At 76.7% G+C, this 24,320-nt stretch carries 18 protein-coding genes and 1 pseudogene; 8 read left to right on the top strand and 11 right to left on the bottom strand.

Features of this window, described 5'->3' with window-relative positions:
- The first annotated feature begins 55 nt into the window (after nucleotides 1-55).
- Entirely contained in the window at nucleotides 56-736 is a 681-nt protein-coding gene (locus tag B8281_RS05385) for a histidine phosphatase family protein (RefSeq protein WP_085387144.1), read from the top strand.
- 124 nt (nucleotides 737-860) lie between these two features.
- On the opposite strand, the gene B8281_RS05380 is transcribed toward B8281_RS05385, so the two are convergent.
- The gene (locus tag B8281_RS05380; protein WP_198163156.1) at nucleotides 861-1,319 is read right to left on the bottom strand and encodes a DUF6194 family protein; all 459 of its coding nucleotides are present in this window, start codon (nucleotides 1,317-1,319) and stop codon (nucleotides 861-863) included.
- A 43-nt stretch (nucleotides 1,320-1,362) separates the two neighbouring features.
- Between B8281_RS05380 and B8281_RS20085 the strand changes: the two are divergent.
- From B8281_RS20085 to B8281_RS05370, 3 genes and pseudogenes are all read left to right on the top strand, one after another.
- Nucleotides 1,363-1,512, top strand: a pseudogene (locus B8281_RS20085) (hypothetical protein); the annotation flags it as partial.
- Between the two features lie 275 nt (nucleotides 1,513-1,787).
- On the top strand, nucleotides 1,788-2,186 hold the full coding sequence (locus tag B8281_RS19740; protein ID WP_232322687.1) for a MerR family transcriptional regulator: 399 nt from the start codon (nucleotides 1,788-1,790) through the stop codon (nucleotides 2,184-2,186).
- A 135-nt stretch (nucleotides 2,187-2,321) separates the two neighbouring features.
- Complete coding sequence (locus tag B8281_RS05370) at nucleotides 2,322-4,211, top strand: glycerophosphodiester phosphodiesterase family protein (RefSeq protein ID WP_085387142.1); 1,890 nt, start codon at nucleotides 2,322-2,324, stop codon at nucleotides 4,209-4,211.
- Between the two features lie 99 nt (nucleotides 4,212-4,310).
- Here the strand turns inward: B8281_RS05370 and B8281_RS05365 are convergent, their stop codons facing one another.
- Both B8281_RS05365 and B8281_RS05360 read right to left on the bottom strand, forming a co-directional pair.
- The gene (locus B8281_RS05365; protein ID WP_085387141.1) at nucleotides 4,311-5,678 is read right to left on the bottom strand and encodes a hypothetical protein; all 1,368 of its coding nucleotides are present in this window, start codon (nucleotides 5,676-5,678) and stop codon (nucleotides 4,311-4,313) included.
- 46 nt (nucleotides 5,679-5,724) lie between these two features.
- Nucleotides 5,725-6,558, bottom strand: coding sequence for a VOC family protein (locus tag B8281_RS05360; protein WP_085387140.1), 834 nt, complete (start codon nucleotides 6,556-6,558; stop codon nucleotides 5,725-5,727).
- Nucleotides 6,559-6,714: 156 nt separating this feature from the next.
- On the opposite strand from B8281_RS05360, the gene B8281_RS05355 reads away from it, so the two are divergent.
- Entirely contained in the window at nucleotides 6,715-7,998 is a 1,284-nt protein-coding gene (locus B8281_RS05355) for an endonuclease/exonuclease/phosphatase family protein (protein WP_085387139.1), read from the top strand.
- Between the two features lie 274 nt (nucleotides 7,999-8,272).
- Nucleotides 8,273-9,418, top strand: a complete 1,146-nt coding sequence (locus B8281_RS05350) for a ScyD/ScyE family protein (protein ID WP_085387138.1) — start codon at nucleotides 8,273-8,275, stop codon at nucleotides 9,416-9,418.
- Between the two features lie 45 nt (nucleotides 9,419-9,463).
- Here B8281_RS05350 and B8281_RS05345 read toward each other — a convergent pair whose 3' ends face one another.
- Nucleotides 9,464-10,924 carry a pyridoxal-dependent decarboxylase gene (locus B8281_RS05345; protein ID WP_085387137.1) on the bottom strand — a complete coding sequence of 487 codons (1,461 nt, stop codon included), beginning with the start codon at nucleotides 10,922-10,924 and terminating at the stop codon, nucleotides 9,464-9,466.
- A gap of 185 nt (nucleotides 10,925-11,109) precedes the next feature.
- Between B8281_RS05345 and B8281_RS05340 the strand changes: the two genes are divergently transcribed.
- Entirely contained in the window at nucleotides 11,110-12,729 is a 1,620-nt protein-coding gene (locus B8281_RS05340) for an asparaginase (protein ID WP_232322686.1), read from the top strand.
- Nucleotides 12,730-12,945: 216 nt separating this feature from the next.
- Nucleotides 12,946-13,596 (top strand): chitinase, encoded by a 651-nt coding sequence (locus B8281_RS05335; protein ID WP_232322685.1) that lies wholly within the window; start codon nucleotides 12,946-12,948, stop codon nucleotides 13,594-13,596.
- 121 nt (nucleotides 13,597-13,717) lie between these two features.
- Here the strand turns inward: B8281_RS05335 and B8281_RS05330 are convergent, their stop codons facing one another.
- From B8281_RS05330 to B8281_RS05300, 7 genes are all read right to left on the bottom strand, one after another.
- A complete protein-coding gene (locus tag B8281_RS05330; RefSeq protein WP_157446568.1) occupies nucleotides 13,718-16,210 on the bottom strand; it encodes an alpha/beta hydrolase-fold protein in 2,493 nt (830 codons plus the stop codon).
- A 122-nt stretch (nucleotides 16,211-16,332) separates the two neighbouring features.
- Nucleotides 16,333-17,196 carry a CoA ester lyase gene (locus B8281_RS05325; protein WP_085387135.1) on the bottom strand — a complete coding sequence of 288 codons (864 nt, stop codon included), beginning with the start codon at nucleotides 17,194-17,196 and terminating at the stop codon, nucleotides 16,333-16,335.
- Entirely contained in the window at nucleotides 17,193-18,413 is a 1,221-nt protein-coding gene (locus B8281_RS05320) for a CaiB/BaiF CoA-transferase family protein (protein ID WP_043657375.1), read from the bottom strand. The genes B8281_RS05325 and B8281_RS05320 overlap by 4 nt, the downstream gene beginning before the upstream one ends.
- A complete protein-coding gene (locus B8281_RS05315) occupies nucleotides 18,410-20,473 on the bottom strand; it encodes an SUMF1/EgtB/PvdO family nonheme iron enzyme (protein WP_085387134.1) in 2,064 nt (687 codons plus the stop codon). Before B8281_RS05315 ends, B8281_RS05320 begins: the two co-directional genes overlap by 4 nt.
- 52 nt (nucleotides 20,474-20,525) lie before the next feature.
- The gene (locus B8281_RS05310; RefSeq protein ID WP_085387133.1) at nucleotides 20,526-21,506 is read right to left on the bottom strand and encodes a ribokinase; all 981 of its coding nucleotides are present in this window, start codon (nucleotides 21,504-21,506) and stop codon (nucleotides 20,526-20,528) included.
- Complete coding sequence (locus tag B8281_RS05305) at nucleotides 21,503-22,981, bottom strand: ADP-ribosylglycohydrolase family protein (RefSeq protein WP_085387132.1); 1,479 nt, start codon at nucleotides 22,979-22,981, stop codon at nucleotides 21,503-21,505. Before B8281_RS05305 ends, B8281_RS05310 begins: the two co-directional genes overlap by 4 nt.
- The gene (locus B8281_RS05300) at nucleotides 22,978-24,159 is read right to left on the bottom strand and encodes an ADP-ribosylglycohydrolase family protein (RefSeq protein WP_198163154.1); all 1,182 of its coding nucleotides are present in this window, start codon (nucleotides 24,157-24,159) and stop codon (nucleotides 22,978-22,980) included. The genes B8281_RS05305 and B8281_RS05300 overlap by 4 nt, the downstream gene beginning before the upstream one ends.
- Nucleotides 24,160-24,320: the final 161 nt, after the last annotated feature.

Here is a 24,320-nt window from a genome sequence, read left to right as displayed (position 1 = left end):
CCTAGCGTCGACAGTGACCGGCAGACCGGGACGCACCGGAGAGGGCACAGCGACGATGACCCTGACGATCACGCTCGTACGCCACGGGCAGACCTACCTCAACGCACGACGCCACCTGCAGGGGGCGTGCGACTCCCCCCTCACCCGCACGGGACGTGCGGGCGTGCGCGTCACGGCGCAGCACCTCGCGCGGCACGACTTCGCGGCCGCGTACTCCTCGCCGCAGGGCCGCGCGGTCCTCACGGCGATGGAGATCCTGCGGCACCACCCCGACCTCCCGCTCGCGGTCGACCCCGACCTGCGCGAGCTGTCGTTCGGCTCCTACGAGCGACGGCCGGAGTCGCAGCTCGACGCCGTCGAGCCGTGGGCCGAGCTCGTGCCGCGCATGCTCGCGGGCACCCACCCGGGCGTCGGCGGCGGGGAGCCGGGCCGGGACTTCATGGCGCGCGTGCGCGCGGTGTTCACGCGCGTCGTCGCCGCGCACGACGACGCGTCCCGCCCGGGCGCGACGCGGGACCGGCACGTGCTCGTCGTCGGGCACGGCCTGACGCTCGGCGCGTGGCTCGCGACGCTCTCGCCCTCCGGCCTCGTCGCGCTGCCCAACGCGTCCGTCTCGACCGTCGAGGTGACCGACGGCGTCCCCCGCCTCCTCGCGGCCGGGGTCGACGTCGCCGGCCACGGCCACGTCGCCGCCCGCCCCGCCCCTGCTCGCGCGAGCACCCCGCTCCCCGCCTGACCCCTCCCCCGACCCCCCGGCGGAGAGACCTCCGCCGAACACGAGGTTGTGGTCGTTCTCCGGCGGAACACGCCGCCAACCCCGTGCTCGGCGGGGATCAACCCCGTGGTCGAGGGCGGGCTCGCTATCGGGTGGTGCGGCGGGCGGTGCGGGCGCGGGCGTCGTCGTGGGCCGCGCGCAGCAGGTCGAGGACGAGCGCGGTCGTGCGCTCGCCCGGCACCACGACCGCCACCCAGCCGAGCGCGCCGTAGACCGGGTGCGGCACGACGACGTCGGTCTCCGCCACCTCCGACGCCTCGCCGTCGCGCGGGTCGGTGCCGAGGAGCGTCCGGAACCGGTCGCGCCCGACGTGCACGTTGACCCTCCAGCGCCCCTCCGCACCCAGGCGCGACGCGGTGTCGTCGGGGTAGTCCTTCGTGACGACCGTGCCGTACGGCTGCCCGGGCGGGACGACGCCGTCGGGGGCGTGGTAGAAGAAGTGGTCGCCCCACGCGAGCGCGGGGAACGCGCTGCCCGGCCCCGGGGAGAGCACGAGGGCGCCGTCGAGCGACCGGACCGTGGTGAGGATCTGCTCCATACTCATGGTTCCAGTGTGAGGTTGACGTGCTTCCGGAGGGTTGGGCGACGTGGGTGCACGAGCGCGGGGGTCGGGCGGCGGTCCCGGCGCGCCCCGGGTGCTGCGCACGTCCGACGTCGCGCGCGCGACCGGCTGGTCCGTCCAGCAGGTGCGCGACCTCGAGGCGCTCGGCGTGCTGCCGCCCACGGGCCGGTCGCCGAACGGCTACCGCACGTTCGGCGACGAGCACGTGCTGGCGCTGCGCGCGTACCGGGGGCTGGCGACGGCGGTCGGCCCGGTCGTCGCGCGCGCGGTGCTGCGCGAGGTCCGCACGCTCCCCCTGCCCGACGCCGCAGCGCGCGTGGGGGCGCTGCACGTGACGCTCGCGCGCGAGCGGGACGAGGCGCTCGTCGCCCGCCGCGCGCTGCTCGCGATCCGCGCGGGGGCGGGCCCACCGGCGAGACCGGACCCGACGAGGGCGGCCCGTCCGCGAACGTGCACGCGGGCGCGGCCGGCGACGAGGACGACGTCCTCACCATCACCGGGCTCGCCGCGGCGCTCGGCGTGCGGGCCTCGACGTTGCGCCACTGGGAGCGCGAAGGGCTCGTCGCCCCCGAGCGCGTCGCGACGCGCGCCGGGACCCACGGTGCGCGCGCCTACCCGCCCGCCGCCGTCCGGGAGGCGCGGATCACCGCGGCGCTGCGGTCGGCCGGGTACCCGGTCCCGGCGGTTCGCGAGACGATCGCGGCGCTGCGCCGGCTCGACGACGTCGCCCCGACCCTCGCGGCCCTCGACGCCCGGCTCGACGCGATCGCTCGCCGCACCGTCGCGCTGCTCGCCGCGGGGTCCGACGTCGCACGGCTCCTGACGGGCGCGACGGAGCAGCCCGAGTGAGGCTCGGGGGGATGCCGAGGGGGCGGCGGCGTCCCGACACCTGACCGTCCCCGGGGCGTCGCCCGGCGTCCACCGGAGCGCAACGCCGCGTTCCTAGGGTCGCCGGGGCAACCGACCCGACGCTCGGAGGACCCGATGACGACCACCCGACGCCGCGCCGTGCGCGGCACCGCCGCCGCACTGGCGGGGACCCTGCTCGCGACGACCCTCGTCGCCGCCACGGCCACGACCGCGACCGTGCCGTTCGCGGCCCCGGCCGCCGCCGCACCCGGCGACGTGCTGCTCGCCGAGTCGTTCGACGGCGACGGCCTCCCCGAGGGCTGGACGCCCGTGCTCGGCGACTGGCAGGTGCGCGACGGCCGCCTCGTCGGCGACGCGCCCGACGGCTCGTCGCCCGCGCGGATCGTGTTCGGCCGCTCCGCCGAGAACTACCGGCTCGACGCGACGCTCCGGTTCGAGAGCGTCGACAACGCGTCCCGCTGGGCGGGCGCGATCCTCGACGTCGCCCCCGACGGCACGACCCCGTGGTGGCAGGCCGTGCTGCGCAGCACGACGACCGCGTCCAACGGCGTCGAGATCGCCCAGCGCACCGCCGCGGACGCGTGGAACGTCCCGTACACCGGCTCCGCGTCGGCCGACGCCGCGACCGGGCGCGACGTGCACCTGTCCGTCGAGGTGCAGGGCGCGGCCGTCACGTACGCGCTCGACGGTCGGACCGTGCTGGAGGGGCGGATCGACCGGTCGCGCGACGGCGCGCTCGGCTTCGTCACCGCCGGGGCGACCGTGAGCGTCGACGACGTGACCGTCACGGAGATCGAGCCCGCGTCGTACGTCGGCGGCGACGGCGAGCTGCCCGTCACCGTCGCGCACCGCGGCTACTCGTCGGTGGCTCCCGAGAACACGCTCGCCGCCGTCGCAGCCGGGATGCGCACGGGGGCGGAGTACGTCGAGGTCGACGTGCACACCACGGCCGACGGCGTCCCCGTCGTGCTGCACGACCAGACGGTCGACCGCACGACCGACGGCACGGGCGACGTCGCCGTCCTGGCGGGCGAGCAGGTCACCGCGCTCGACGCCGGGTCCTGGTTCTCGCCCGCGTTCACCGGGCAGCGGCTGCCGTCGTTCGCGCAGCTGCTCGACCTGCTCGAGACCGGGTCGTCGACCCTGCTCCTGGAGATCAAGGGGCCCGAGACGTCCGCGGAGGTCGAGCGCGTCGTCGACATGGTCGTCGAGGCCGGGCTCGAGGACCGCGTGGTGCTCCAGTCGTTCGACGTCGACGCGCTGCGCGCCGCGCGCGAGCACGCCCCGCAGATCCCGCGCGGGCTGCTCCGCGGCGCGCTCGACGCCGACCCCGTCACCGTGGCGCAGGACCTCGGGGCGGTCATGTACAACCCGTCAGCGAGCGCGCTGCTCGCGCGTCCGGGCGTCGTCGCCGACCTCAACGCGGCGGGCGTCGCCGTCATGCCGTACACGGTGAACTCCGCCGCCGACTGGGCGCGCCTCACCGAGATCGGGGTCGACGGCATCATCACCGACCGCGCGGGGGCGTTCGTCGGGTGGAAGCAGGCGCGCGAGCAGGAGGCGCCCGCTCCCGGCGCGCCGACGGTCACGATCGTCAGCCCCGCGGAGGGCACCGAGGTCGAGCGGGGCGGCACGCTCGTCGTCGCGGCGAGCACGACGGACGCGGACGAGGTGGTCGTGACGCTCGACGGCGAGCCCGTGGACAACGGGGCGGTCGTCCCGGCCGCGGACCTCGCGCTCGGCGAGCACACGGTGGCCGCGACCGCGCGGGGCGCGGGCGGCGAGGCGACCGCGGAGACGACCGTCGTCGTGACCGTCACGCCGGAGGGGCTGCGTTCGCGCCTCGCGGCGCTCGACCTCCCGCCCGGCCAGCTGACGAAGGCGCTCGACGCCGTCGAGGCCGGGCGGTGGGCGTCGGTGCGGAAGGTCGTGGAGAAGTTCGTGCGCGACACGGCCACGCGCGAGCGTCTGCTCGAGGAGGTCGACCACCTCGACGGCCGCTGACCGGGCGGCCTGACGGGGCGCCTGACATCGACCGGGCCGCTGCGCGCAGCGGCCCCGTAGGTCGCCCGTCCCCGGTCGGAGCCGACCGGGGACGGGCGCTCACGCGTCGGCGAGGAAGCGCCGCCGCTCCCCGCGGGCGGACCCGGCCCGCGCCCAGCCGGTGAGGACGAGGGCGCCGCCCGCGACCCACGGGACGACGTCCCACCCGGGCGGTCCGTCCGACCCGACGACGGCGCCGTCCGTCGCGAGGATCGCCGCCCCGAGGCCGAGCAGCGCGAGGCCCAGCACCAGCAGGACGACGTCCCACGTCGCGCTCCCCGCGCCCCGCCGGGGCGCGCGGGCGACGAGGGCCGCCTTCTCGGTCGCGGTGAGCGGCGTCGTCGGGCCGAGGGGCTGGACGCGCTCGGCGCCGTGCCGGAACCGCGCCGGGTCCTCGACGGCCTCGACGAGCGCGGCGGGCAGCCCGAGGAGGTAGGCGAGCTCGGCGACGGGGTCGCCCGGCCAGGTCGACGCGGCGAGCAGCGCGCGCAGCCGGCCCGGGTCGCGCGGCGCGCCGAACGCCTCGGCCAAGGCCTCGTACGCGCCCTCGGGGCCGGACGTCGAGAGGTCCGTCCAGGTGTCGTTCCAGCTTCCGAAGACCCACGGGCGCCCCGGCGTGCTGAGCGTCCAGGCGACGCCGCCGCCGGTCCGTTCCAGGCTCACGACGACCTCCCCGGCCCGCAGGCCGCGCTCGATCGTGGACCGTGCACGGAACTCGCCCGAGAGGGCCGACCGGAACGCCTCCTGCTCCGCCTCGTCCGCCGCGCCGAACCTCGGCACCTCGGGGCGTGCGGCGCTCCAGACGACGGTGCGCTCGTCGGTGGCGCGCACCCACGCCGTGCCCGCCCGGCGCACGGCGGCGCGGACGAACGCAGCGTCGGCGCGGACGAGCTGCACGACGGCGTCGGGCGCCGCCGAGTCCGTCGCGGGCAGGTCCGCGACCGCCGCGAACGCCTCGAGGAGGTCGTCGGGGTGCTCGAGCGCGCGCAGCCGGTCCGCGGCCGTCGTCGCGTCGCGCAGCCCGACGAGCGCGCCGACGGCCGCGAGCACGGCGCCCGGGTCGCCGTCGAGGCGCATCGTGTGGTCGGTGCTCGAGCCGGGCTGTGCGGGGGCCCACGTGACGACGACCGGCGGCGCGACGGCGTCCGGGCGGGCGGCGAGGATCGCGCTCACGCCCTCGGGCAGGAGGTCCGAGCCCGCGTCGAGCTGCACGACCCACGGCGCCGGCACGAGCGCGTCGACCCGCGCGAGCGACTCGGCGACCGACGCGGGGACGTCCGCCGCGTCGGTCGCCGTGCCGTCCTCGGTGTCGACCTCGGCGAAGGTCCAGCCGCGGTCGTCCGTCGGGCCGACGCGCCCGTACTCGAGGTCCGCGGCGCGGAGACGGTCGACGACCTGGGCGTGCGGGCTGCGCGTGACGACGTTCACGGCGTCATGATGCCGCACCCGCCGCGGCCCGGCGGTCGCCGTCCCGTCAGAAACCCTCGGGAGGCGTGAACTGCGAGAGCGTGAGCACCGCGCCCTGCGGGTCGCGGACCTCCGCCTCGCGCGTCCACCCCGTGTCGACCGACGACAGCACCACCGCACCGGCGCGCTCGGCCGCCGAAGCCGCGGCGTCCCGGTCCGCGACGGCGAACGTCACGGTGTGGCGTGCGGGTCCGGGCTCCTCCAGGACGCCCGCCACGACGTCCCGGAAGCCGGGCGGCGCGCCCGCCTGGTTCGCGTCGATCTCCGGGTTGACGGTCCGCGCGAGGTGGTCGCCGTAGCCCTCGACGCGCGCCATGCCCGCTCCGAGGTCCGGGCTCACCTCCCAGCCGAGCAGCGGGCCGTAGAAGTGCAGGGCCCGCGCGACGTCGGGCGTGCGCAGCACGCTGAAGTTCCACGTGCCCGGCTCGTTGACGCGCTGCGCGCCGAGCCGCGCGCCGGGCTCCCACAGCCGGAACGTCGCGCCCTGGGGGTCGCGCACGGTCGCCATGCGCCCCGGCGGGCCGACCGTCGTCGGGCCGTCGAGGACCTCGCCCCCGAGGTCCGGGACGCCGCGCGCGGAGGCGTCCACGTCGTCGACCGCGACGTACGTGATCCACCCGGGCTCGCCGCGGCCCGTCGCGACGGCCGCGACGTCCTGCCCGCCGAGCGAGGCGACGACGTACCGCTCCCCCGCGCCGGGCGGGAGCCGGTCCTCGAACTCCCACCCGAAGAGGGCGCCGTAGAACGCGAGGGCGGCGTCGACGTCGGGCTGCTCGGTGTCCACCCAGCAGGGCACGCCGTGCGGGTAGGTGCGGACGGGTCGGGACGGCGAGGTGTCCATGTCTCACGGTCCCACCGGGCACCCACATCGTCACCCCGGCCCGGCGCCGGGTGTTCGCCCGCGCGACACCTTCCCGACCTTCCGGGCGTGGGCACCCGTGCGTACGGTGGCGGGGAACCTCTCGACGACCACCGTCCCCGACGACGAGGAGCCACCGTGTCCACGAGACCGTCCAGCCCGAGCGCGCGCCGCACCCGACCGCGCACCGCGCTCCTCCCCGCCCTCGCGGCCGCCGCGGCCCTCGCCGTCGCGGGCGCGGGCGCCGTCGCCGCCCCCGCCGCCGCGCACGGCGACCGCCACGGCCACGACCGCGGGACGCTCCGCGTCGCGACGTACAACGCGAGCCTCAACCGCGCCGCCGCGGGCGAGCTCGAGGCCGACCTCTCGACCCCCGACGACCCGCAGGCCGCGACGATCGCCGAGGTGCTCCAGCGCACGCGGCCCGACGTCGTGCTGCTCAACGAGTTCGACTACGTGCCGGGCGAGCGCGCCGTCGATCTGTTCCGCGAGAACTACCTCGAGGTCCCCCAGGGCGGCGCCGAGCCGATCGAGTACCGCTACGCGTACGTCGCGCCGTCGAACACCGGCGTGCCGAGCGGGTTCGACCTCAACGGCGACGGCGTGGTCGGCGGAGGCGACGACGCGTTCGGCTTCGGCGCGTTCGAGGGGCAGTACGGCATGGTCGTGCTGTCGCGGTACCCGATCGACACGCGCGGCGTCCGCACGTTCCAGCACTTCCTGTGGAAGGACATGCCGGGAGCGCTCCTCCCGGACGACCCCGCGACGCCCGCGCCCGCCGACTGGTTCACGCCCGAGGAGCTCGACGTCGTGCGGCTGTCGAGCAAGTCGCACTGGGACGTCCCGGTCCGCGTGGGGCGGCAGACCGTCCACGTGCTCGCGTCCCACCCGACCCCGCCCACGTTCGACGGCCCCGAGGACCGCAACGGCCGCCGCAACCACGACGAGATCCGGTTCTGGGCGGACTACGTGACGCCCGGCACGGCGTCACGCTACGTGTACGACGACGCGGGCCGGCGCGGCGGGCTGCGCCCGGGCGCGAGCTTCGTCGTCCTGGGCGACCAGAACGCCGACCCGCTCGACGGCGACTCCGTGGACGCCGCGATCGACCAGCTCCTCGACCACCGGCGGGTCCAGGACCCGGCGCCCCGGTCCGCCGGCGCGGTCGAGGCCGCGACGCTCCAGGGCGGGGCGAACGCGACCCACCGGGGCGACCCCGCGCTCGACACCGCCGACTTCGCCGACACCGCGCCCGGGAACCTCCGCGCGGACTACGTGCTGCCGTCGCGCGACCTGCGGGTCCGCGACGCGGGCGTGTTCTGGCCCGTCCAGGCCGACCCGCTCTCGCGGCTCACCGGCGTCTTCCCGTTCCCGAGCAGCGACCACCGGCTCGTCTGGGTGGACCTGGCCGTCCGCGGCTGACCCACCGGCCCCGACGTCGCCCCGGGTGCTCGTCGCCCGGGGCGACGATGGTGGACCGGCGCCGCCCGCGGGTGCACACTCGGAGGTCTGTGCTCACCGCCGACGCACAGCAGACTCCCGGCCGGCGCCTCGCCGGTCGCACGGCACGCCCCCGGCGCGCCACGTCGTCCGGCCCGACGACCACCTCACCCTCGTCCCCGGGGCGACGCCCGCGCCGACAGCAGCGCGCGCCGGCTCCCCTCGCCCCCGCGGGACCGCCGGACCAGGAGCACCCATGAGAAGACTCCGCACCGCCCTGCCCGCCGCCGTCGCCGCCGCGACCGCCGCCCTCGTGCTCGTCGCGGGGCCCGCCGTCGCGCACGGCGGCAAGCCCTCGCCGCGCCCGCCGACCGTGACCGACGTCGCGACCGGCCTCGTCACGCCGCTCAGCCTCGCGGTCGGGCCGCGCGGCACCACCTACGTCACCCAGAACTTCCCCGGGCTGCTCACGGCCGTCGGCCGCGACGGCACCCCGACCGTCCTCTACGCGTCGCCCGACGGCGGCGAGGTGGGCGGCGTCTCCTACGACGGCCGTCGGATCACCTTCACCGAGACGCAGCTCGGCGAGGAGGGTCCGGTCGCGTCGGAGGTGTCGACGCTGCGGACCGACCGGCGGGGCAACCCGACGGGCGCGCCCGTCGTGCTCGCGGACACGTTCGCGTACGAGCAGGCGAACAACCCCGACGGCGGCGTGACCTACGGCCTGCGCGACACCGACCCGGCGTGCGTCGCCCAGGTCCCCGCGTCGCCCGTCCCGCCCCGGTACACGGGGATCGCGGACTCCCACCCGTACGCCACGACGTCGTCCCGCGGGACCACGTACGTCGCCGACGCGGGCGCCAACGCGATCCTGTCGGTGAGCGACCGCGGCCGGGTCCGGACGGTGGCCGTGCTGCCCGCGCAGCCCGCGGTCGTCACCGCCGAGGCGGCGGCGGGCCTCGGGTGGCCCGCGTGCGTCGTCGGGCAGACGTACTGGTTCGAGCCCGTCCCGACGGACGTCGAGGTGGGCCCGCGCGGCGTGCTCTACGTGACGACGCTCCCCGGCGGGCCCGAGGACGCGAGCCTCGGGGCGCGCGGCGCGGTGTACACGGTCGATCCCTGGCGCGGCGCGGTGCGCCGGCTCGCCACCGGGTTCCTCGGAGCGACCAACCTCGCCGTGTCCGGCGACGGCACGGTCTACGTCGCCGAGCTGTTCGGCGGGAAGGTCTCGCAGGTCGGCAAGCGCGGGCCGAGCACCCTCGTCGAGGTCCCGCTCCCCGCGGGCCTCGAGTGGGACGGCAAGGGCCTGCTCGCGACGACGAACGCCCTCCCGGCGGACGAGACGACGCCGCCCGACGGGCACCTCGTGCGCATCGACCTCGGCCGGCACGGCGGGCGCTGACGCACCGCCGACCCCGGGCGTCGCCTCGGCGCCCGGGGTCGGTCGTCAGGCGCGGGTCGCGGCGACCGCCCGGCCGAGCGCGTCGACGCTCACCGCGACGTCGGCGTCCGTCGTCGCCCAGGAGCTCACGGAGACGCGGAGCACGGCGCGGTCGTGCCAGCGCGAGCCGGACATCCACGCGGTCCCGTCGTCGAGCACGCGCCGCACGACGTCCTGCGTCCGCGCGTCGTCGCCGAACGCCGCGCACACCTGGGTGAACACGACGTCGTGCAGCACCTCGCCGTCGAGCGCGCGCACCGCGTCGGCGAACGTCGCCGCGTGGCGGCAGAACCCGTCCACGAGGTCGGCGACGCCCGAGCGGCCGAGCGCCCGCAGCACCGCCCAGACGGGGAACGCGCGACCGCGCCGCGAGAGCTCGGGCACCTTGTCGAGCGGGTCGCCCGCCTCGCTCTGGATGAGGTAGTCGCCGTGCATGCCCATCGCGGCGCGCAGCGGCGCCGGGTCCGCGACGATCGCGAGCCCGCAGTCGTACGGGACGTTGAGCGTCTTGTGCGCGTCGGTCGCCCACGAGTCGGCGCCCTCGTACCCCGCGACGAGGTGGCGGTACGTCGGCGACGCGGCGGCGAAGAGCCCGAACGCGCCGTCGACGTGCACCCACGCGCCGTGCCGGTGCGCGACGTCGACCGCCGGGCCGAACGGGTCGAACGCCCCGGAGTGCACGTTGCCCGCCTGCAGCACCACGATCGTGGGCGCCGACGTAGAGCCACGGTCCCCCGAGGTAGAGGCCAGGTCCCGCGAGGTAGAGCTCTGGTCCCGCGAGGTAGAGCCCCGGTCGTCCGAGGGAGAGGCCGGGTCGGCCAGCGCCTCCTCGAGCGCGGCGACCGAGACCCGGCCCTGGTCGTCCGCGGCGACGACCTCGGGCGCCCCGAGCCCGAGGTACGACAGCGCGAGGTCGACCGACTCGTGCCGCTCGGCACCGACGAGCACGCGCACGCGCGGCGCACCCGTGAGGCCGTCGCGCCGCACGTCCCACCCCGCGCGGCGCAGCACCTCGCCGCGCGCGGCGGCGAGCGCCGTGAAGTTCGCGGTCGTGGCGCCGGTGACGAACCCGACCGCGCCCGACGCGGGCAGGCCCAGCAGCTCGAGCAGCCACGCGCTCGTCACGTCCTCGACGGCCGTGTGGGCCGGGGTGACCGTGCGCAGCGCGGAGTTCTGGTCCCACGCGCTCGTGAGCCAGTCGGCCGCGAGCGCCGCCGGGTGGCTGCCGCCGATGACCATGCCGTAGAAGCGGCCCGACGGCATCGCGGTGAGGCCCGGCCCGCACGCCGTGGCGAGCAGGTCGACGACGTCGGCCGCCGGGCTGGGACCGTCCGGCAGGTCCGTGCCGAGCGCGGCGACGACGTCGGCGACGCCCGCCCGGGGCGGGACCGGGCGCGTCGCGAGGGAGTCGAGCCACGCGGCGGCGTGCTCGTGCGCCCGTAGGAGGGCGGCGTCGCGATCGTCCATGACCGCTCCTGACCGGGCCGGACCGACGCCGGCCCTCCCGCCAGGCTGGACCCGTGGGGAGCGCGGGTCAACCGCTCCGGCGGCAACCGGCACGTCCGTACTTCTTACGCCCAGGCAATCCCCAGGCAACACGCGGTCCCTAGCGTCGGGCGGGCCAGATGTTCCCCCCGACGGAAGGCCCCCTGTTGAGAACGTTCACCCTGACCCTGTCCGGCCGCGCCGTCGCGGCCGTCGTCGCGCTCGTGCTCGCGTGCGCCGCCCTCGCCGCGACGGTCGCGTACACCGTCGCCGACTCCCGGGCGTCGGCCGCCGCCGCGCGCGCCGAGGGTGCCGCGGCACCGGTGCTCGCGGCCGGTACCGCACCGGCCAACCCGCTCGGCATCACGTCCGCGCAGTACGCGACCGCGACGGCGACCGCCGCGGCGGAGAAGCCGAAGGTCGTCGTCGTCGCGACCGGCGGCACGATGGCCGGCAAGGCGACCGGCCGCGACACGTTCACGAGCTACCGCGCCGGCACGTACCGCATGGAGGACATGCTGAACACGCTGCGGCCCGAGCTCGACGCGGTCGCCGACGTCACCGCCGTCCAGTTCGGCAACGCCGGCTCGTCCGGCTACTCGATGGAGCAGTTCCACGCGCTCACGCTCGAGGTGGAGAAGCAGCTCGAGACGGCGGACGCCGTCGTCGTCACGACCGGCACGGACACGCAGGAGGAGTTCGCGTACTGGCTCGACCTCACCGTGCGGTCGCGCAAGCCCGTCGTCACGTCCGGCTCGATGCGCCCGTGGGGGTCGGGCGCCGGGCCGGACTCGAGCCTCGTGTTCGGCACGGACGCGCCCGCGAACCTCTACAACGCGATCAAGGTCGCCGCGTCCCAGCAGACGTTCTGCTTCGGCACGGTGCTGATGCTCAACGACGAGATCCAGGCGGCCCGCGAGGTCACGAAGTCGAACTCGTACCGCACCGACACGTTCCAGACGCGCGAGTACGGCGTGCTCGGCTGGATCGACGGCGACAACGTCACGCTCGGCCGCGCCCCGGCGCGCGTGCTCGCGTGCGACACCGAGGAGTGGTTCACGCCGTTCGACCTCGCGAAGGTCGACGCGAAGACGCTCCCGCGCGTCGAGATCCTCATGTCCTACCAGCAGGCCGGCGGCGAGGCCGTGACGGCGTTCGCGAACGCGGGCGTCCAGGGCATCGTCACCGCGGGGACGGGTGCGGGGGGCATCTCGTCCGCGATGAGCCAGGCCCGCACCGCCGCCGTCCGCGACAAGGGCGTCTGGTTCGTCTCGACGACGCGCACCGGGTCGGGGTCGTCGTACGGGGGCGGCAACGGCATCATCGCCGGCGGCGACCTCACGGCCGTCAAGGCGCGGCTCCTGCTGCTCCTGTCGCGGGCCTTCACCGACGACTTCGCGACCGCCCAGGGCTGGTTCACGACCTTCGGCAACGCGTCGTTCGACCAGTCCGCGACGGCGGCCACGGTCGGCGCCGAGCCGGGCTCGACGACGGTCCGCTTCTCCGGCACCGCGACGCCGTCGTGCAAGGCAGCGGGCAAGCAGCTCTGGCTGACGGCGTCCGTGACGAACGAGGACACGGTGCCGATCGACGTGTCCGTGCAGACCCCCGCGGGCGAGCACACCTTCTCGGCGGTCCCCGCCGGGGAGTCGGCCGAGAAGACGCTCGCCGTGAAGGCCAAGACGCTCGACGCGGGCGAGATCACGCTCGTCGCGACGAAGGACGTCGACGGGCGGGCCGTGCAGACGGAGACGACCGCCGCCTACCCGGAGACGACCTGCCGCTGACATCCCCTGACCCCCACCCGTCGAGCACGGGGACGGCGACCGGATCCGCACCCATCCGGTCGCCGACCCCGTGCTCGGCAGCGTCGTGGGGGTCTCGGTGGGCGACCCGGTGGCTTGATCGAGGGGCTGGTTCACCGGTTACGCAGGTGTCCTCACGAATCCCGTAGGGTGGGCGCGGTCGCGGCGTCGCGGCCGCCGCCGACGAAGGGGGACCCCGTGACCGACCCGACGACCACCACCGCACCGACGACGTTCGTGGTGACCGAGCAGCAGTTCGACGCGATGTTCCCGGAGCGGAACCCGTTCTACACGTACGCCGGGCTCGTCGCGGCGACGGTCGCGTACCCCGCGTTCGCGACGTCGGGCGGCGACCGTGTGGCCCGGCGCGAGGCCGCGGCGTTCCTCGCGCAGGTGAGCCACGAGACGCACGGGCTGGAGCACGTCGTCGAGGTCAACACCGCGAACTACCCGCACTACTGCGACCCCGCGCAGCCGTACGGGTGCCCCGCCGGGCAGGACGCCTACTACGGCCGCGGCCCGCTCCAGCTGAGCTGGAACTTCAACTACCGGGCGGCCGGGGAGGCTCTGGGGATCGACCTCCTCGCCGACCCGTGGCTCGTCGAGCAGGACCCGACCGTCGCGTGGCAGACGGCGCTCTGGTACTGGAACACCCAGCCCGGCACGGCCTCGATGACGTGCCACGACGCGATCGTCGGCGAGCACGGCTTCGCCGAGACCATCCGCTCGATCAACGGCCCGCTCGAGTGCGAGGGCGGCAACCCCCGCCAGATGAACAACCGCGTCCGCCTCTTCCGGCACTACGTCGAGATCGTCGGCACGACCACGGGCGACCACCTCACCTGCTGACCGCGCCTCCCCGACACCACCGCCCGCCGAGCACGGGGTCAACGACCGAAATCCCGAAGAAACGGTCGCCGACCCCGTGCTCGGCTGCGTGCGGGGGGCGGCGGCAGCGTAAGGGTCGGGGTCAGGGGCAGGTGAGGGCGGCGTACGGGACGACGACGGCGCGGCCGTCCACCGTCGCGGTCGCCTCGCCCGCGGGGACGGTCGTGGCGCGGACGGCGAACGACCGGTAGGCCGACGCGCCCGGGGCGACGTCCGGGACGACGTGCGTGCCGTACGGCGTCGCGAGCGTGACGTCGACGGGCGCGTCGCCGGTGCTCGTCGCGCGCACGGCGACGTAGGCCTTCCCGGCCAGGCACCGCGCCTCGGCGGTGACGTCGAGCGCCGGGCCGGTGGCCCCGGCGTCGGGCACGACGGCGTCCCACGGCGTCCGGGCCACGAACACGTCGGCGGCGCCCGCGTTCGTCGCGCCCGCGGGCGCGCCGTACGTGAGCCCGGTGAGCAGCGCGGCGCCGTCGCGGCCGTCCGCGGCGGGTGCGGGGGCCGCGAACAGGTTCGCGTCGTCCCACTCGTCGGCGCCGTCGCGCTCGCGCGACCCGGTCTGCGTCGCCTCGCCCGGGGTGCCGTCGGCCGCGACGGGGAACGTCACGACGTCGACCCCGCCGACGGCCGTGCCCAGCGCGCCGTACGTCGTGCCGACCACGAGCACCGCGTCGTCGGCGCCGAGCACGCCCGTCACGCCGCGGTCGTCGGTCGACGTCCCGACCTGCGTCGTCCACAGGACCTCGCCCGCGGTGTCGAGGGCGCGCACGACGACGTCGTTGTCCCCGAGGTTGCCGCCCTCGCCGAGCGCCCCGCGCGTGTGCCCGACGGCGACGACCGACCCGTCCGAGCGCGCCACGAGGCCGTTGACCTGGTCGTTCTCGCCCGTCGCGACGGCGCGCAGCCACTCCTGCTCGCCGTCCGCACCGTAGCGCGCGACCCAGCCGTCGTTCGCGCCCGCACGCTCGGCCCCGGGCATCCCGCCGCCCGACACCCCGCCCACGTACACCGCGCCGTCGGGCGAGGCCGCGACCGCGAGCGCCTTGTCCTCGCCGGGCCCGCCCACCTGGTGCAACCACAGCAGCTCGCCCGCCGCGGAGACCCGCCCGACCAGCGCGTCCTTGTCCCCGGCGCTCGGCGCGTCGCCCACGGCACCGCTCGTGTACCCGGCGACGTAGGCGCCGCCCGCGCCGTCGGGCGCGACGGCGTAGAAGCGGTCGGCCGCGCCGGGGTCGCCGGTCTGCAGCGTCCAGGCGCGCTCGCCGTCGGAAGTGACGGCCGCGACGAACCCGTCGTCGCGCGTCGTGCCCGCGTGGGCGCCGTCGAGGTCGCCCTTCGTGTACCCGGCGACGAGCACGCCGCCGTCGGCGCCCGGCACGACGCCGTACGCGCGGTCGTCCGCGGCCGTCGCGACCGCGTGCCGCCAGACCTCGGCGCCGTCGGCGTCGCGCCGCACGACGACCGTGTCGAGCCCGCCCGCGGGCTCGTACCCGTCCCACGGGCCGGCGAGGTTGAGCGCGACGGCGGTGCCGCCGTCGGGCAGGGCCGCGACCCCGCCCGCGCGGTCGTCGCCCGCGGAGCCGAGGAGCTCGGCGTCCCACGGCGCGGCGGGCGTGGTGCGCAGGCGCGCCGAGACGTCGACGACCCCCTCGCGGAACGCGGGCCGCCAGACGTCCCAGTCGTGGCCGCCGTCGAGCACGCGCAGCTCGGCCGTCACGCCCGGGACGCGGCGCGCCTGGTTGTAGAGGCGCGCGGACTCGAAGTCGATGTCGTGCGTGGCCTCGGCGGGGTCGGGGTTGGCCCACTCGTCGTCGCCGACGGCGACGAACAGGTGCACCGGGAGCGCCGGGTCGAGCGCCGCGAGCGCCGTCGGGTAGGACAGCTCCGTGTACCGGTCGGCGTCGAACGGCGCGGTCCCGACGCCGTAGCCGCCGTGGTCGCGGGCCGAGGAGTCGGCCGGCGGCTGCGGCACGTAGACGGCGGGGCTCAGCACGATGCCCGCGGAGAACGTGTCCTGGTGGGCGAGCGTGAACCGCAGCGCGCCCGCGCCGCCCATGGAGTAGCCGCCGACGGCGCGCGCCTCGCGGTCCTCGACGGTGCGGTACGTCGCGTCGACGTGCGCGACGAGGTCGCGCGTGAACGCCGTCTCGACGGCGGTGCCGGCCCCGGCGCCCGTCGCGTCCCCGATGTAGAGCGAGTCCGTGTACCAGGAGCCGCGGTCGTTCCACGGCGCGTCGGGCATGACGACGACCATCGGCTGGATCTCGCCCGCCCCGATCAGCTCGTCGAGGTCGCCCGTGACCTGCTGCCACGCGGCCTGCGTGTCGCCGCGGCCGTGCAGCAGGTAGAGCGTCGGGTACTCCTGCGCGGCGTCGTCGTAGCCGGGCGGCAGGTAGACCGTGTAGTCGATCGGCCCGGCCGCGGAGTCCGCGACCCGCCCCGTCTCGACCGTGCCCTGCTCCGCGGCGGTCGCGGGCAGCGCGAGCGCCGACCCGCCGATCGTCGCGCTCACCGCCAGCGCGGCGAGCGCCGCCGTCCTCCCGGGCCGCCGGTGCGGCCGTCGTGCTGCGTCCATGGTCTCTCCTCGTCGAGATCCGGTGATGACTGCCCCCTATCCCCCTACCCCCCACCCGCTGACCACGGGGTTGGCGACCGTCCTCGGGGGAATCCGGTCGCAGATCCCGTGCTCGGCGGTCGTCAGTGGCGTGGGCGGCGATCCGCCAGCGCCAGCACCGTGCTCGCGCGCTCGACCATCGCGACGTCGAGGAACGTGCCGTCGGCGAGCGCCACGACGCCCGTGCCCGACGCCGCCGCGTCGCCGACGCGCTCGACGACCTCGCGCGCGCGGTCCACCTCGGCCGGGGTCGGGAGGAACGCGTCGCGGATGGTGTCGAGCTGCGCGGGGTGGATCGCGGTGCGGCCGCAGAACCCGAGGGACCGCCCGGCGCGGCACGACGCCGCGAGCCCCTCGAGGTCGCGCACGTGCGTGAACGCGGACATCGCGGGCGACGGCAGCCCTGCCGCCCGGGCCGCGACGACGACCCGGCTGCGCGCCCACGCGAGCCCGGCCTCGTCGTCGACCCGCAGGTCGGACCGCAGGTCGGCCTCGCCGAGCCCGAGCGACGCGACCTGCGGCGACGCCGCCGCGAGCTCGAACGCGCGCTCGACGCCGAGCGCCGACTCGACCAGCAGGTGCAGCGCGCGCCCGGGCAGCGCCGCGGCGAGCGCGCGCACCTCGTCGGCGGACTCGACCTTGGGCGCGCGCGCCCCGACGGCGAGCGGCAGGCCCGCGAGGGCTGCGACGTCGTCGGCGTGCCACGGCGTCGCGGGGTGGTTGATCCGTACCTGGACCCCGCGCGCGGCGGCCGTGTCGTCGAGCAGCGCGACGGCGTGCGCCCGCGCCTCGTCCTTGCGCGCCGGGGCGACGGCGTCCTCGAGGTCGACGAGCACGACGTCGGCCGCGGACCCGAGCGCCTTCGCGACCCGGTCGGGCCGGTCCGCGGGGACGTACAGCAGCGTCAGCGGCGGCGCGGCGCCCGGCCGGTCGCCCCGGCCCGTCACACCGCCCCCTCGGCCCGGAGCTCGGCGACGCGCTCGGGCGAGAAGCCCAGCTCGCCCAGCACGGCGTCGGTGTCGGCGCCGTGCGCGCGGCCGGTGAAGCGGATGACGCCGTCGTTCTCGGACATCCGGAACAGCGGGCCCTGCATGAGCATCGGGCCGAGCTCGGGATCCTCGATCTCGTGGATCGTGCCGAGCGCGCGGAACTGCGGGTCGTCGACGATGTCCTGGGCGTCGTAGATCGGCGCGACGGCGGCCTGCGCCTCCTCGAACGCGGCGACGACCTCGTCGCGCGTGCGCTGCGCGATCCAGCCGCCGACGGCCTCGTCGAGCAGGTCGGCGTGCTGCGCGCGCTCGACGCCGCTCGCGAACCACGGCTCGTCGACGATCTCGGGGCGCCCGACGAGACGCATGACGCGCTCGGCGATGGACTGCGCCGACGTCGACACCGCGACCCACTGCCCGTCGCGCGTGCGGTAGGTGTTGCGCGGCGCGTTGTTCGCGGACCGGTTGCCGGTGCGCGGCTGCACGGTGCGGAGCTGGTCCCAGCGCGTGATCTGCGGCCCGAGCATCGCGAGGATGGGCTCGATGATCGCCGTGTCGACGACCTGCCCGTGCCCGGTGCGCTCGCGCGTCGACAGCGCGACCATGACGGCGAACGCGGTCGCGAGCGACGCGACGCCGTCGGCGAGGCCGAACGGCGGGAGGGTCGGCGGGCCGTCGGGCTCGCCGGTCATCGCGGCGAACCCGCTCATCGCCTCGGCGAGCGTGCCGAACCCGGGGCGGGTGCGGTACGGCCCGACCTGCCCGAACCCGCTCACGCGCGCGAGCACGAGCCGCGGGTTGCGCGCGGACAGCTCGTCGTAGCCGAGGCCCCAGCGCTCGAGCGTGCCGGGCCGGAAGTTCTCGACGACGACGTCCGCGTCGGCGACGAGCGCGAGGAACACCTCGCGGCCGCCGTCGCTCCCGAGGTTCGCGGTGACGGTGCGCTTGTTGCGCCCGAGCGTCTTCCACCACAGGTTCACGCCGTCCTTCGCGGCGCCGTGCGTCCGCGACGGGTCGGGCTTCGTGGGGTGCTCGACCTTGACGACGTCGGCGCCCAGGTCACCGAGGTGCATCGCCGCCATGGGCCCGGCGAACAGCGTCGACGCGTCGACGACGCGCAGGCCCGCGAGCGCGCCGGCGGCGGGGTCGCGCGAGACGCGCGGTGCGTCCGTCATGCCGTCACCTCCGTCGCGTCGTCGGCGAGGTCCCACGCGCAGCGGAACCCGACGGTCGCGCCGCGCGCGAGCCCCAGGCCGGGGACGAGGAGCTTGACCGCGTAGTCCGGCGCGTGGCGCCCGCCCTCGACGTACCAGTCGGAGCCCTCGGCGCGGTGGTCGCTCCCGCCCTTGAGCATGACGAACCGGGTCCGGCCGTCGGAGTGCTCGGAGCCCGTCCAGCTCCACACGGCGGGCTCGCCGCGCGTCCAGCCGGGCTGCTCGGCCGCGAGCTGCCACTCGTCCTCGGTGGGCAGGCGCCCACCGCGCCACGCGCAGTACGCCTGCGCGTCGTCGAGGTCGACGAAGGTCACGGGCTCGTCCTCCGTGCCGGGCGCGGGACGGCCGTCGACCCAGTGCGCGAGGAAGCGGTGCGCGACGGCGGGCACGTACCCGGTGGCCGTGAGGAACTCCGCGAACTCCGCGTTCGTCACGTCGCGGCCCACCGCCACCGGGGCGGCGAGCTCGCCGTCGCGCTGGAGGGTCCGTGCGTCGTGCAGGCGCGGCGGGAGCGGCTTCCACTCGTCCACGTACGGCGCGCCCTGGTACATCCCGGTCTCGCGCGCGCGGTACCGGACGGTCAGCACGTACGGCCCCGCGGGCACGACGACGGCGCCCGCCCCGGGCGCGCCCGTCGCCCGGGCGGCGTCCTGCCCGACGACGGCCCCCGGCCCGGCCGGTTCCGTCCCCCCGGTCGGCGCGGACGTGGGGACAGAGGCGTCGAGACGCCGCGCGAGCCGGTGCGGGAAGCGCGCGTCGGGGTCGTGCGGCGCGGTCTCGTCGAGCGAGGCGACCACGTCGCGCAGGTGCGGCAGCCACGCAGGCTCCGCCGCGCCGTCGGCCACGTGCAGCGCCGCGGCGATCCCTCGGCCGGGCACGCGCACGTCCGCGCCGTCCCCGCCGCCCGCGAGCAGCGGGCCCGCGTAGTCGGCGTCACCGCGGTTGACGAGCGTCCACAGGGTCACGCCGTCGAGCTCCCAGCGCGACGCGTACACCCCGGCGGCCTCGGCCTCGGGCGCGAGCTCGGCGAGCGGCGTCCACTCGCCGTCGAGCAGCAGCGGCCGCGCCGCGCGCTGGACCGTGACCAGGCGCGTCACGGTCGCGGCGTCGCGCCGCGACCAGCCGACCCACACGCCGAACACGACCTCCCACACCATGACGCCCACGCCGTTGAGCCACGCGGACTGGAGCTCCTCGGAGTGGTCGCGGTGCCAGCGGCGCACGTGGTGCTGCATGTGCCGGCGCTCGTACCAGTGCGCGCGCAGCACGCCGGGCACGGGCGAGTCGGCGAAGAACTGCGCCCAGGAGGACGAGTGGTCCTCGATGCGCTCGACCGGGAGCTTGGACTCGCCCTCCAGGACGATGCCCGGGCGCGCGGCCTCGAGCCGCGCGACGAGCTCCGGCTCGGCCTTCTTCAGCGTGTCGAGGAAGACGCCGTCGGCGCCGAGGTCGCGCACGACGGCGGCGAGCTCGGTGAGGTCGTCGTCGCCGCGGCGCGTGCCGACGTCCCACGGGTTGTAGTCGACGAACACGTGCAGGCCCGCGTCGTGGAAGGTCCGCACGAGGTCAACGATCCCCGGGACGTCGCGGTAGAAGTCCCACTGGTTGCGGTCGTCGATCCCGATGACGGGGTACGCGTGCCACAGCACGACGGCGTCGAGGCCGCCGAACCGCTCGCGCGCGTCGGCGAGGAACCGCTCGGGCGTGAACCGGTGCTCCTCGAACGAGTACAGCAGCTCGTCCCACAGCCACACCTGCGCGACCGTCGAGCACCCCGCGGCCCACGCCGCGTCCGGGCGGTCGTACGCCGCGCCCGTGTACCCGTGGCGACGGCGTGCGTCGTCGCGCCACGCGGCGAGGCGCTCGCGCCAGGCCGGGCGGTCGGCGGGGTCGGCCGGGCCGACGAAGATCTTCGCCTCGTCGAGCGCGAGGGACTGCTCGGGCGTGAGCGCCCCGTCGAGCGCGACCTCGGTCGGCAGGTCGATCGGGCGCGGGACGAGCGGGTCGAACGTGTAGGTCATGGTGCCTTTCCTCGGCGGGCCGGGCCCGCGGCCGGACGTGCTGCGGACGGGCTCAGGTCGGTCGGGCAGGGTTCTCGGCGCGCTCGGCGAGCGCGACGACGTCCGCCGCGTCGGGCACGGCGTCCTGCGCCCCGGGGCGGGTCACCGCGAGCGCACCCGCGGCGGCGGCCAGCCGCGCGGCGTCGGGCAGGTCCGCGCCGCGCGCGAGCGCCGCGGCGAGGACGCCGCAGAACGTGTCGCCCGCGCCGGTCGTGTCGACCGCCTCGACGGCGATCGCGGGGACGGTCGTGAGCAGGGGCCCGGCCGGGCGGCGCTCCGCCACGAGGCTGCCCTCTCCGCCGAGCGTCACGACGACGGCCGGCACGCGCTCCAGCAGCAGCCCGGCGAGCGCGCTCGGGTCGGCGTCGCCGGCGGCGCCCGCCAGGTCCGCCGCCTCGTGCTCGTTGACGACGAGCACGTCGAGCGCGGCCCAGACGTCGTCGGGCAGGTCGCGCGACGGCGCCGCGTTGAGGACCAGCAGCGCGCCCGGGCGGCGCGCCGCGGCGGCGTCGCGCACGACGTCGAGCGGGATCTCGAGCTGCGCGAGCACGACGTCCGCCGCGGCGATCCGCTCCGCCTGCGCCGCGCCGACGGTCACGTGCGAGTTCGCGCCGGGCGCGACGACGATCGCGTTCTCGCCGTCGGGCGAGACGGTAATGAGCGCGGTGCCCGTCGCGGCGTCCACGCGCTCGACGAGGTCGGTCCGCACGCCGCCGCGGTGAAGCGACGCGAGCAGCAGGTCGGCCGCGTCGTCGTGCCCGAGCGCGCCGACGAACGTCGTGTCGGCGCCGCCCGCACGCGCCGCGCCGACCGCCTGGTTCGCGCCCTTGCCGCCGGGGTTGCGCCGCAGCTCGCCGCCGAGGATGGTCTCGCCGCCGCCGGGGTGGCGCGGCACGTCGACGACGAGGTCGACGTTCGCCGACCCGACCACCACGACCCGTCCCGACCCGCCCGGGACCGTGGCGCCCTGCTCCCCGTCCGCCGTCGTGCTCATGCCTGCGCCTCCTCCGTGGGACCCTGCACGGCTCCCCCGGCCACCACGACCGGGACCGTCGCGAGCGCGACCGTCCGCGCCGCGAGGTCCACGATCCTCTGCTCCCCGCCGGGCAGCGAGGTCGCGATGTGGCCGTCGAGCGGGCGCGTCCACCGCTGGCCGATGCCCTCGACGCCCTGCAGCGCACCCACCACGCCGCCGACCGTCGCCCCCGCGGAATCGGTGTCCCAGCCCGCGGTGACGGCGATCGCGACGCTCGCGCCGAAGTCGCCGCGGCCGTCCGCGCCGCGCCCCGCGGTGAGCGCGTAGGCGATCACCGCGGCGTTGTTGAGCACGTGCACCCAGTGCAGGTCGCCGTACGCCGCGTGGATCGTGTCGAGCCCGGCGCGCACGCCCGCCTCGGACGCGTCGCCGTCGCGGCCCGCGTCCCGCCCGAGCCGGATCGCCGCGGCCAGGCGGCTGCCTGGCGGCACGACGGCGTCCGCCGCGTCGAGCACCTCGTCCACCGTCTCGCAGACCATCGCCGCCGACGCGAGCGCGGCCGCCCACATCGCGCCGTACACGCCGTTGCGCGTGTGGCTCAGGCGCGCGTCCGTCCACGCGAGGCGCGCGGCCTCGCGCACGTCGCCGGGCGAGACCCAGCCGAGCACGTCCGTGCGGATGAGCGCGCCGATCCACTCCCGGAACGGGTTGTGGTGCGTCGCCGTCTCCGGCACCGGCCGCGCGTCGAGGATGTTGCGGTACGCGGCGCGCTCGGCCGTGAACACGCGGCCCGCGGGCAGCGCGTCGAGCCAGAGCTGCGCGACGTCGTCCGTCGTGAAGCCGCGCCCGTGCCGCTCCAGCAGGGCGAGCGCGAGGATCGGGTAGTTGAGGTCGTCGTCCTCGGGCATCCCGTCGATGTTCTCCTCGAGCGACGTCGGGGCGCTGCGCCGGTTCCACGGCCAGCGCGCGGCGACGTCGTCGGGCAGCCCGACGGCGGTGAACCAGCGGTCCAGCGGCCACCGGCCCGTGGCGCGCAGGATCTCCTCGATCCCGGCGCGCGGGATCTTCTCCACCGGCTTGCCGAGCAGGCAGCCCGCCGCGCGCCCGGTCCACGCGCCGAGCACGCGGTCCGCGTACGCGGCGTCGGCGGTGCCGGTCCCCGTGCCGGCGGAGGACCCGACGGCGCCCGGGCGGGTGGGCAGGCCGGGCGCCGCCGGGAGCGTGGTGAGGATCGCGCCCCAGTCGTCGGGCTCGTGCGGCGCGGGCGCCGCGGGCAGTGTGTCGAGCTCCACGAGCAGGTCGCGCGCGAGCGCGCGCAGCTCCGGGGTCGCGGGGACGGGACCGGCCCCGCTCACCGCGGGGACGGGGTCCCCGCCCGCGGCGGCCCAGCGCTCGCGCACGTCCGCGAGCGCCGCGGGGTCCTTGCCCTCCGCCGCGGCCTGGACGAGCTCGTGCGCGAGCAGGTCCTCGGGCTGGGCCCAGGTCAGCCTCACGCCGGGTCACCCGCCCGCGCGGCGAGGGCCCCGCCGTCGACGGGCGCGTTGCCGAGCTCGGCGAGCGCGCGCAGGCGGGCGGTCGCGCGCTCGCGGTCGGCCCGCAGGATGTCCTGCGCGGCGGACGCCATGAGCCGCCCGGTCTCCCGGACGTCCATGCGGCTCGCCTCCTCGATCGCGTCGAGCCACTCGTCCGGCACGACGGCGGTCCCGCCGAGGCCCGCGCACACCGCGCCGGCCATGACGGCGATCGAGTCGGCGTCGCGCCCGTAGTTCACGGCGCCGAGGACCGCGCCGCGGAAGTCGCCGCGGTGCCCGAGCACGAAGCCGAGCGCCGCGGGCAGCTCCTCGATGGACTTGGTGCGCGACGGGCGCCGCGCGTCCATCGACATCTGCCGGTACGCGGGCCCGACGGAGTCGAACGGCGCGACCGTGTCGCGGATCAGCCGCGCGAGGGCGCGCTCCTCCTCGTCGGTGGTGGGCGCCGTCGTCCAGCCGTCGAACGCCTCGACGACGGCCTGGAGCGCGGCGGCCGTGCCGTCGTGCGCGACGTCGAGCGCGGCGTGCACGACGTCGTCGACCGTAGCCCCCGGCGCGACGGACGCGGCGACCATGGCCGCGAACACGCCCGCGGCCTCGCGGCCGTAGCTCGACTGGTGCGCGCCGGTGAGGTCGATCGCCTCGGCGTACGCGCCGCGCGGGTCGCCCGCGTTCGCGAGGCCGACGGGCGCGACGTACATCGCGGCGCCGCAGTTGACGACGTTCCCGACCCCGGCCTCGCGCGGGTCGACGTGCCCGTAGTGCAGGCGCGCGACGATCCACTTCTCCGCGAGGAACACGCGCTGGAGCAGCAGGGCCGTGGACTCGAGCTCGGGGATCCAGCGCGGCTCGCCGATCATGAGGGGCACGAGGTCCTCGGCCATCGCGTACGCGTCGAGGTGCTCGCGGCGCTTCGCGTACACCTCCACGAGCGCGCGCGTCATGAGGGTGTCGTCCGTGATGTGCCCGTCACCCTTGTGGTAGGGCGCGATCGGACGCGCGTCCTGCCAGTTCGGGTACCAGGGCTCCACGATCCCCGTCACGCGGCCGCCGTGGCGCTCCTCGATCTGCTCGGGCGTCCAGCCCTCCGTGGCGCCTCCCAGCGCGTCCCCCACCGCCGCTCCGGTGATCACTGCCACCGCTCGGTCGTCCAGCCAGGTCACGATCCACTCCCTGTCGATCCGTCTCGGCGCCCTCGCGCCGGTGCGACCCGTGCGGGTCGCGGTTCCCGGCCGGGCGGTCGCGTGCGCGGCCGCCCGGCCGCTGCTGCTCGGTGCTCGCCGCGACCCGTGTCGCGGTG

Origin of the sequence: Cellulosimicrobium sp. TH-20 (genome assembly GCF_002105775.1) — a bacterium.
In the GTDB taxonomy this organism is placed as follows: domain Bacteria; phylum Actinomycetota; class Actinomycetes; order Actinomycetales; family Cellulomonadaceae; genus Cellulosimicrobium; species Cellulosimicrobium funkei.
The sequence above is the reverse complement of the archived record's forward strand: the minus strand, read 5'-3'. Positions and strand labels throughout refer to the sequence as shown.

Bases quoted from the DNA above. Each gene is read 5' to 3' on its own strand.
- B8281_RS05385 (WP_085387144.1), top strand. From the start codon at position 56: ATGACCCTGACGATCACGCTCGTACGCCACGGGCAGACCTACCTCAAC.
- B8281_RS05380 (WP_198163156.1), bottom strand. From the start codon at position 1,319: ATGAGTATGGAGCAGATCCTCACCACGGTCCGGTCGCTCGACGGCGCC.
- B8281_RS05370 (WP_085387142.1), top strand. From the start codon at position 2,322: ATGACGACCACCCGACGCCGCGCCGTGCGCGGCACCGCCGCCGCACTG.
- B8281_RS05360 (WP_085387140.1), bottom strand. From the start codon at position 6,558: ATGGACACCTCGCCGTCCCGACCCGTCCGCACCTACCCGCACGGCGTG.
- B8281_RS05350 (WP_085387138.1), top strand. From the start codon at position 8,273: ATGAGAAGACTCCGCACCGCCCTGCCCGCCGCCGTCGCCGCCGCGACC.
- B8281_RS05345 (WP_085387137.1), bottom strand. From the start codon at position 10,924: ATGGACGATCGCGACGCCGCCCTCCTACGGGCGCACGAGCACGCCGCC.
- B8281_RS05330 (WP_157446568.1), bottom strand. From the start codon at position 16,210: ATGGACGCAGCACGACGGCCGCACCGGCGGCCCGGGAGGACGGCGGCG.
- B8281_RS05320 (WP_043657375.1), bottom strand. From the start codon at position 18,413: ATGACGGACGCACCGCGCGTCTCGCGCGACCCCGCCGCCGGCGCGCTC.
- B8281_RS05315 (WP_085387134.1), bottom strand. From the start codon at position 20,473: ATGACCTACACGTTCGACCCGCTCGTCCCGCGCCCGATCGACCTGCCG.
- B8281_RS05310 (WP_085387133.1), bottom strand. From the start codon at position 21,506: ATGAGCACGACGGCGGACGGGGAGCAGGGCGCCACGGTCCCGGGCGGG.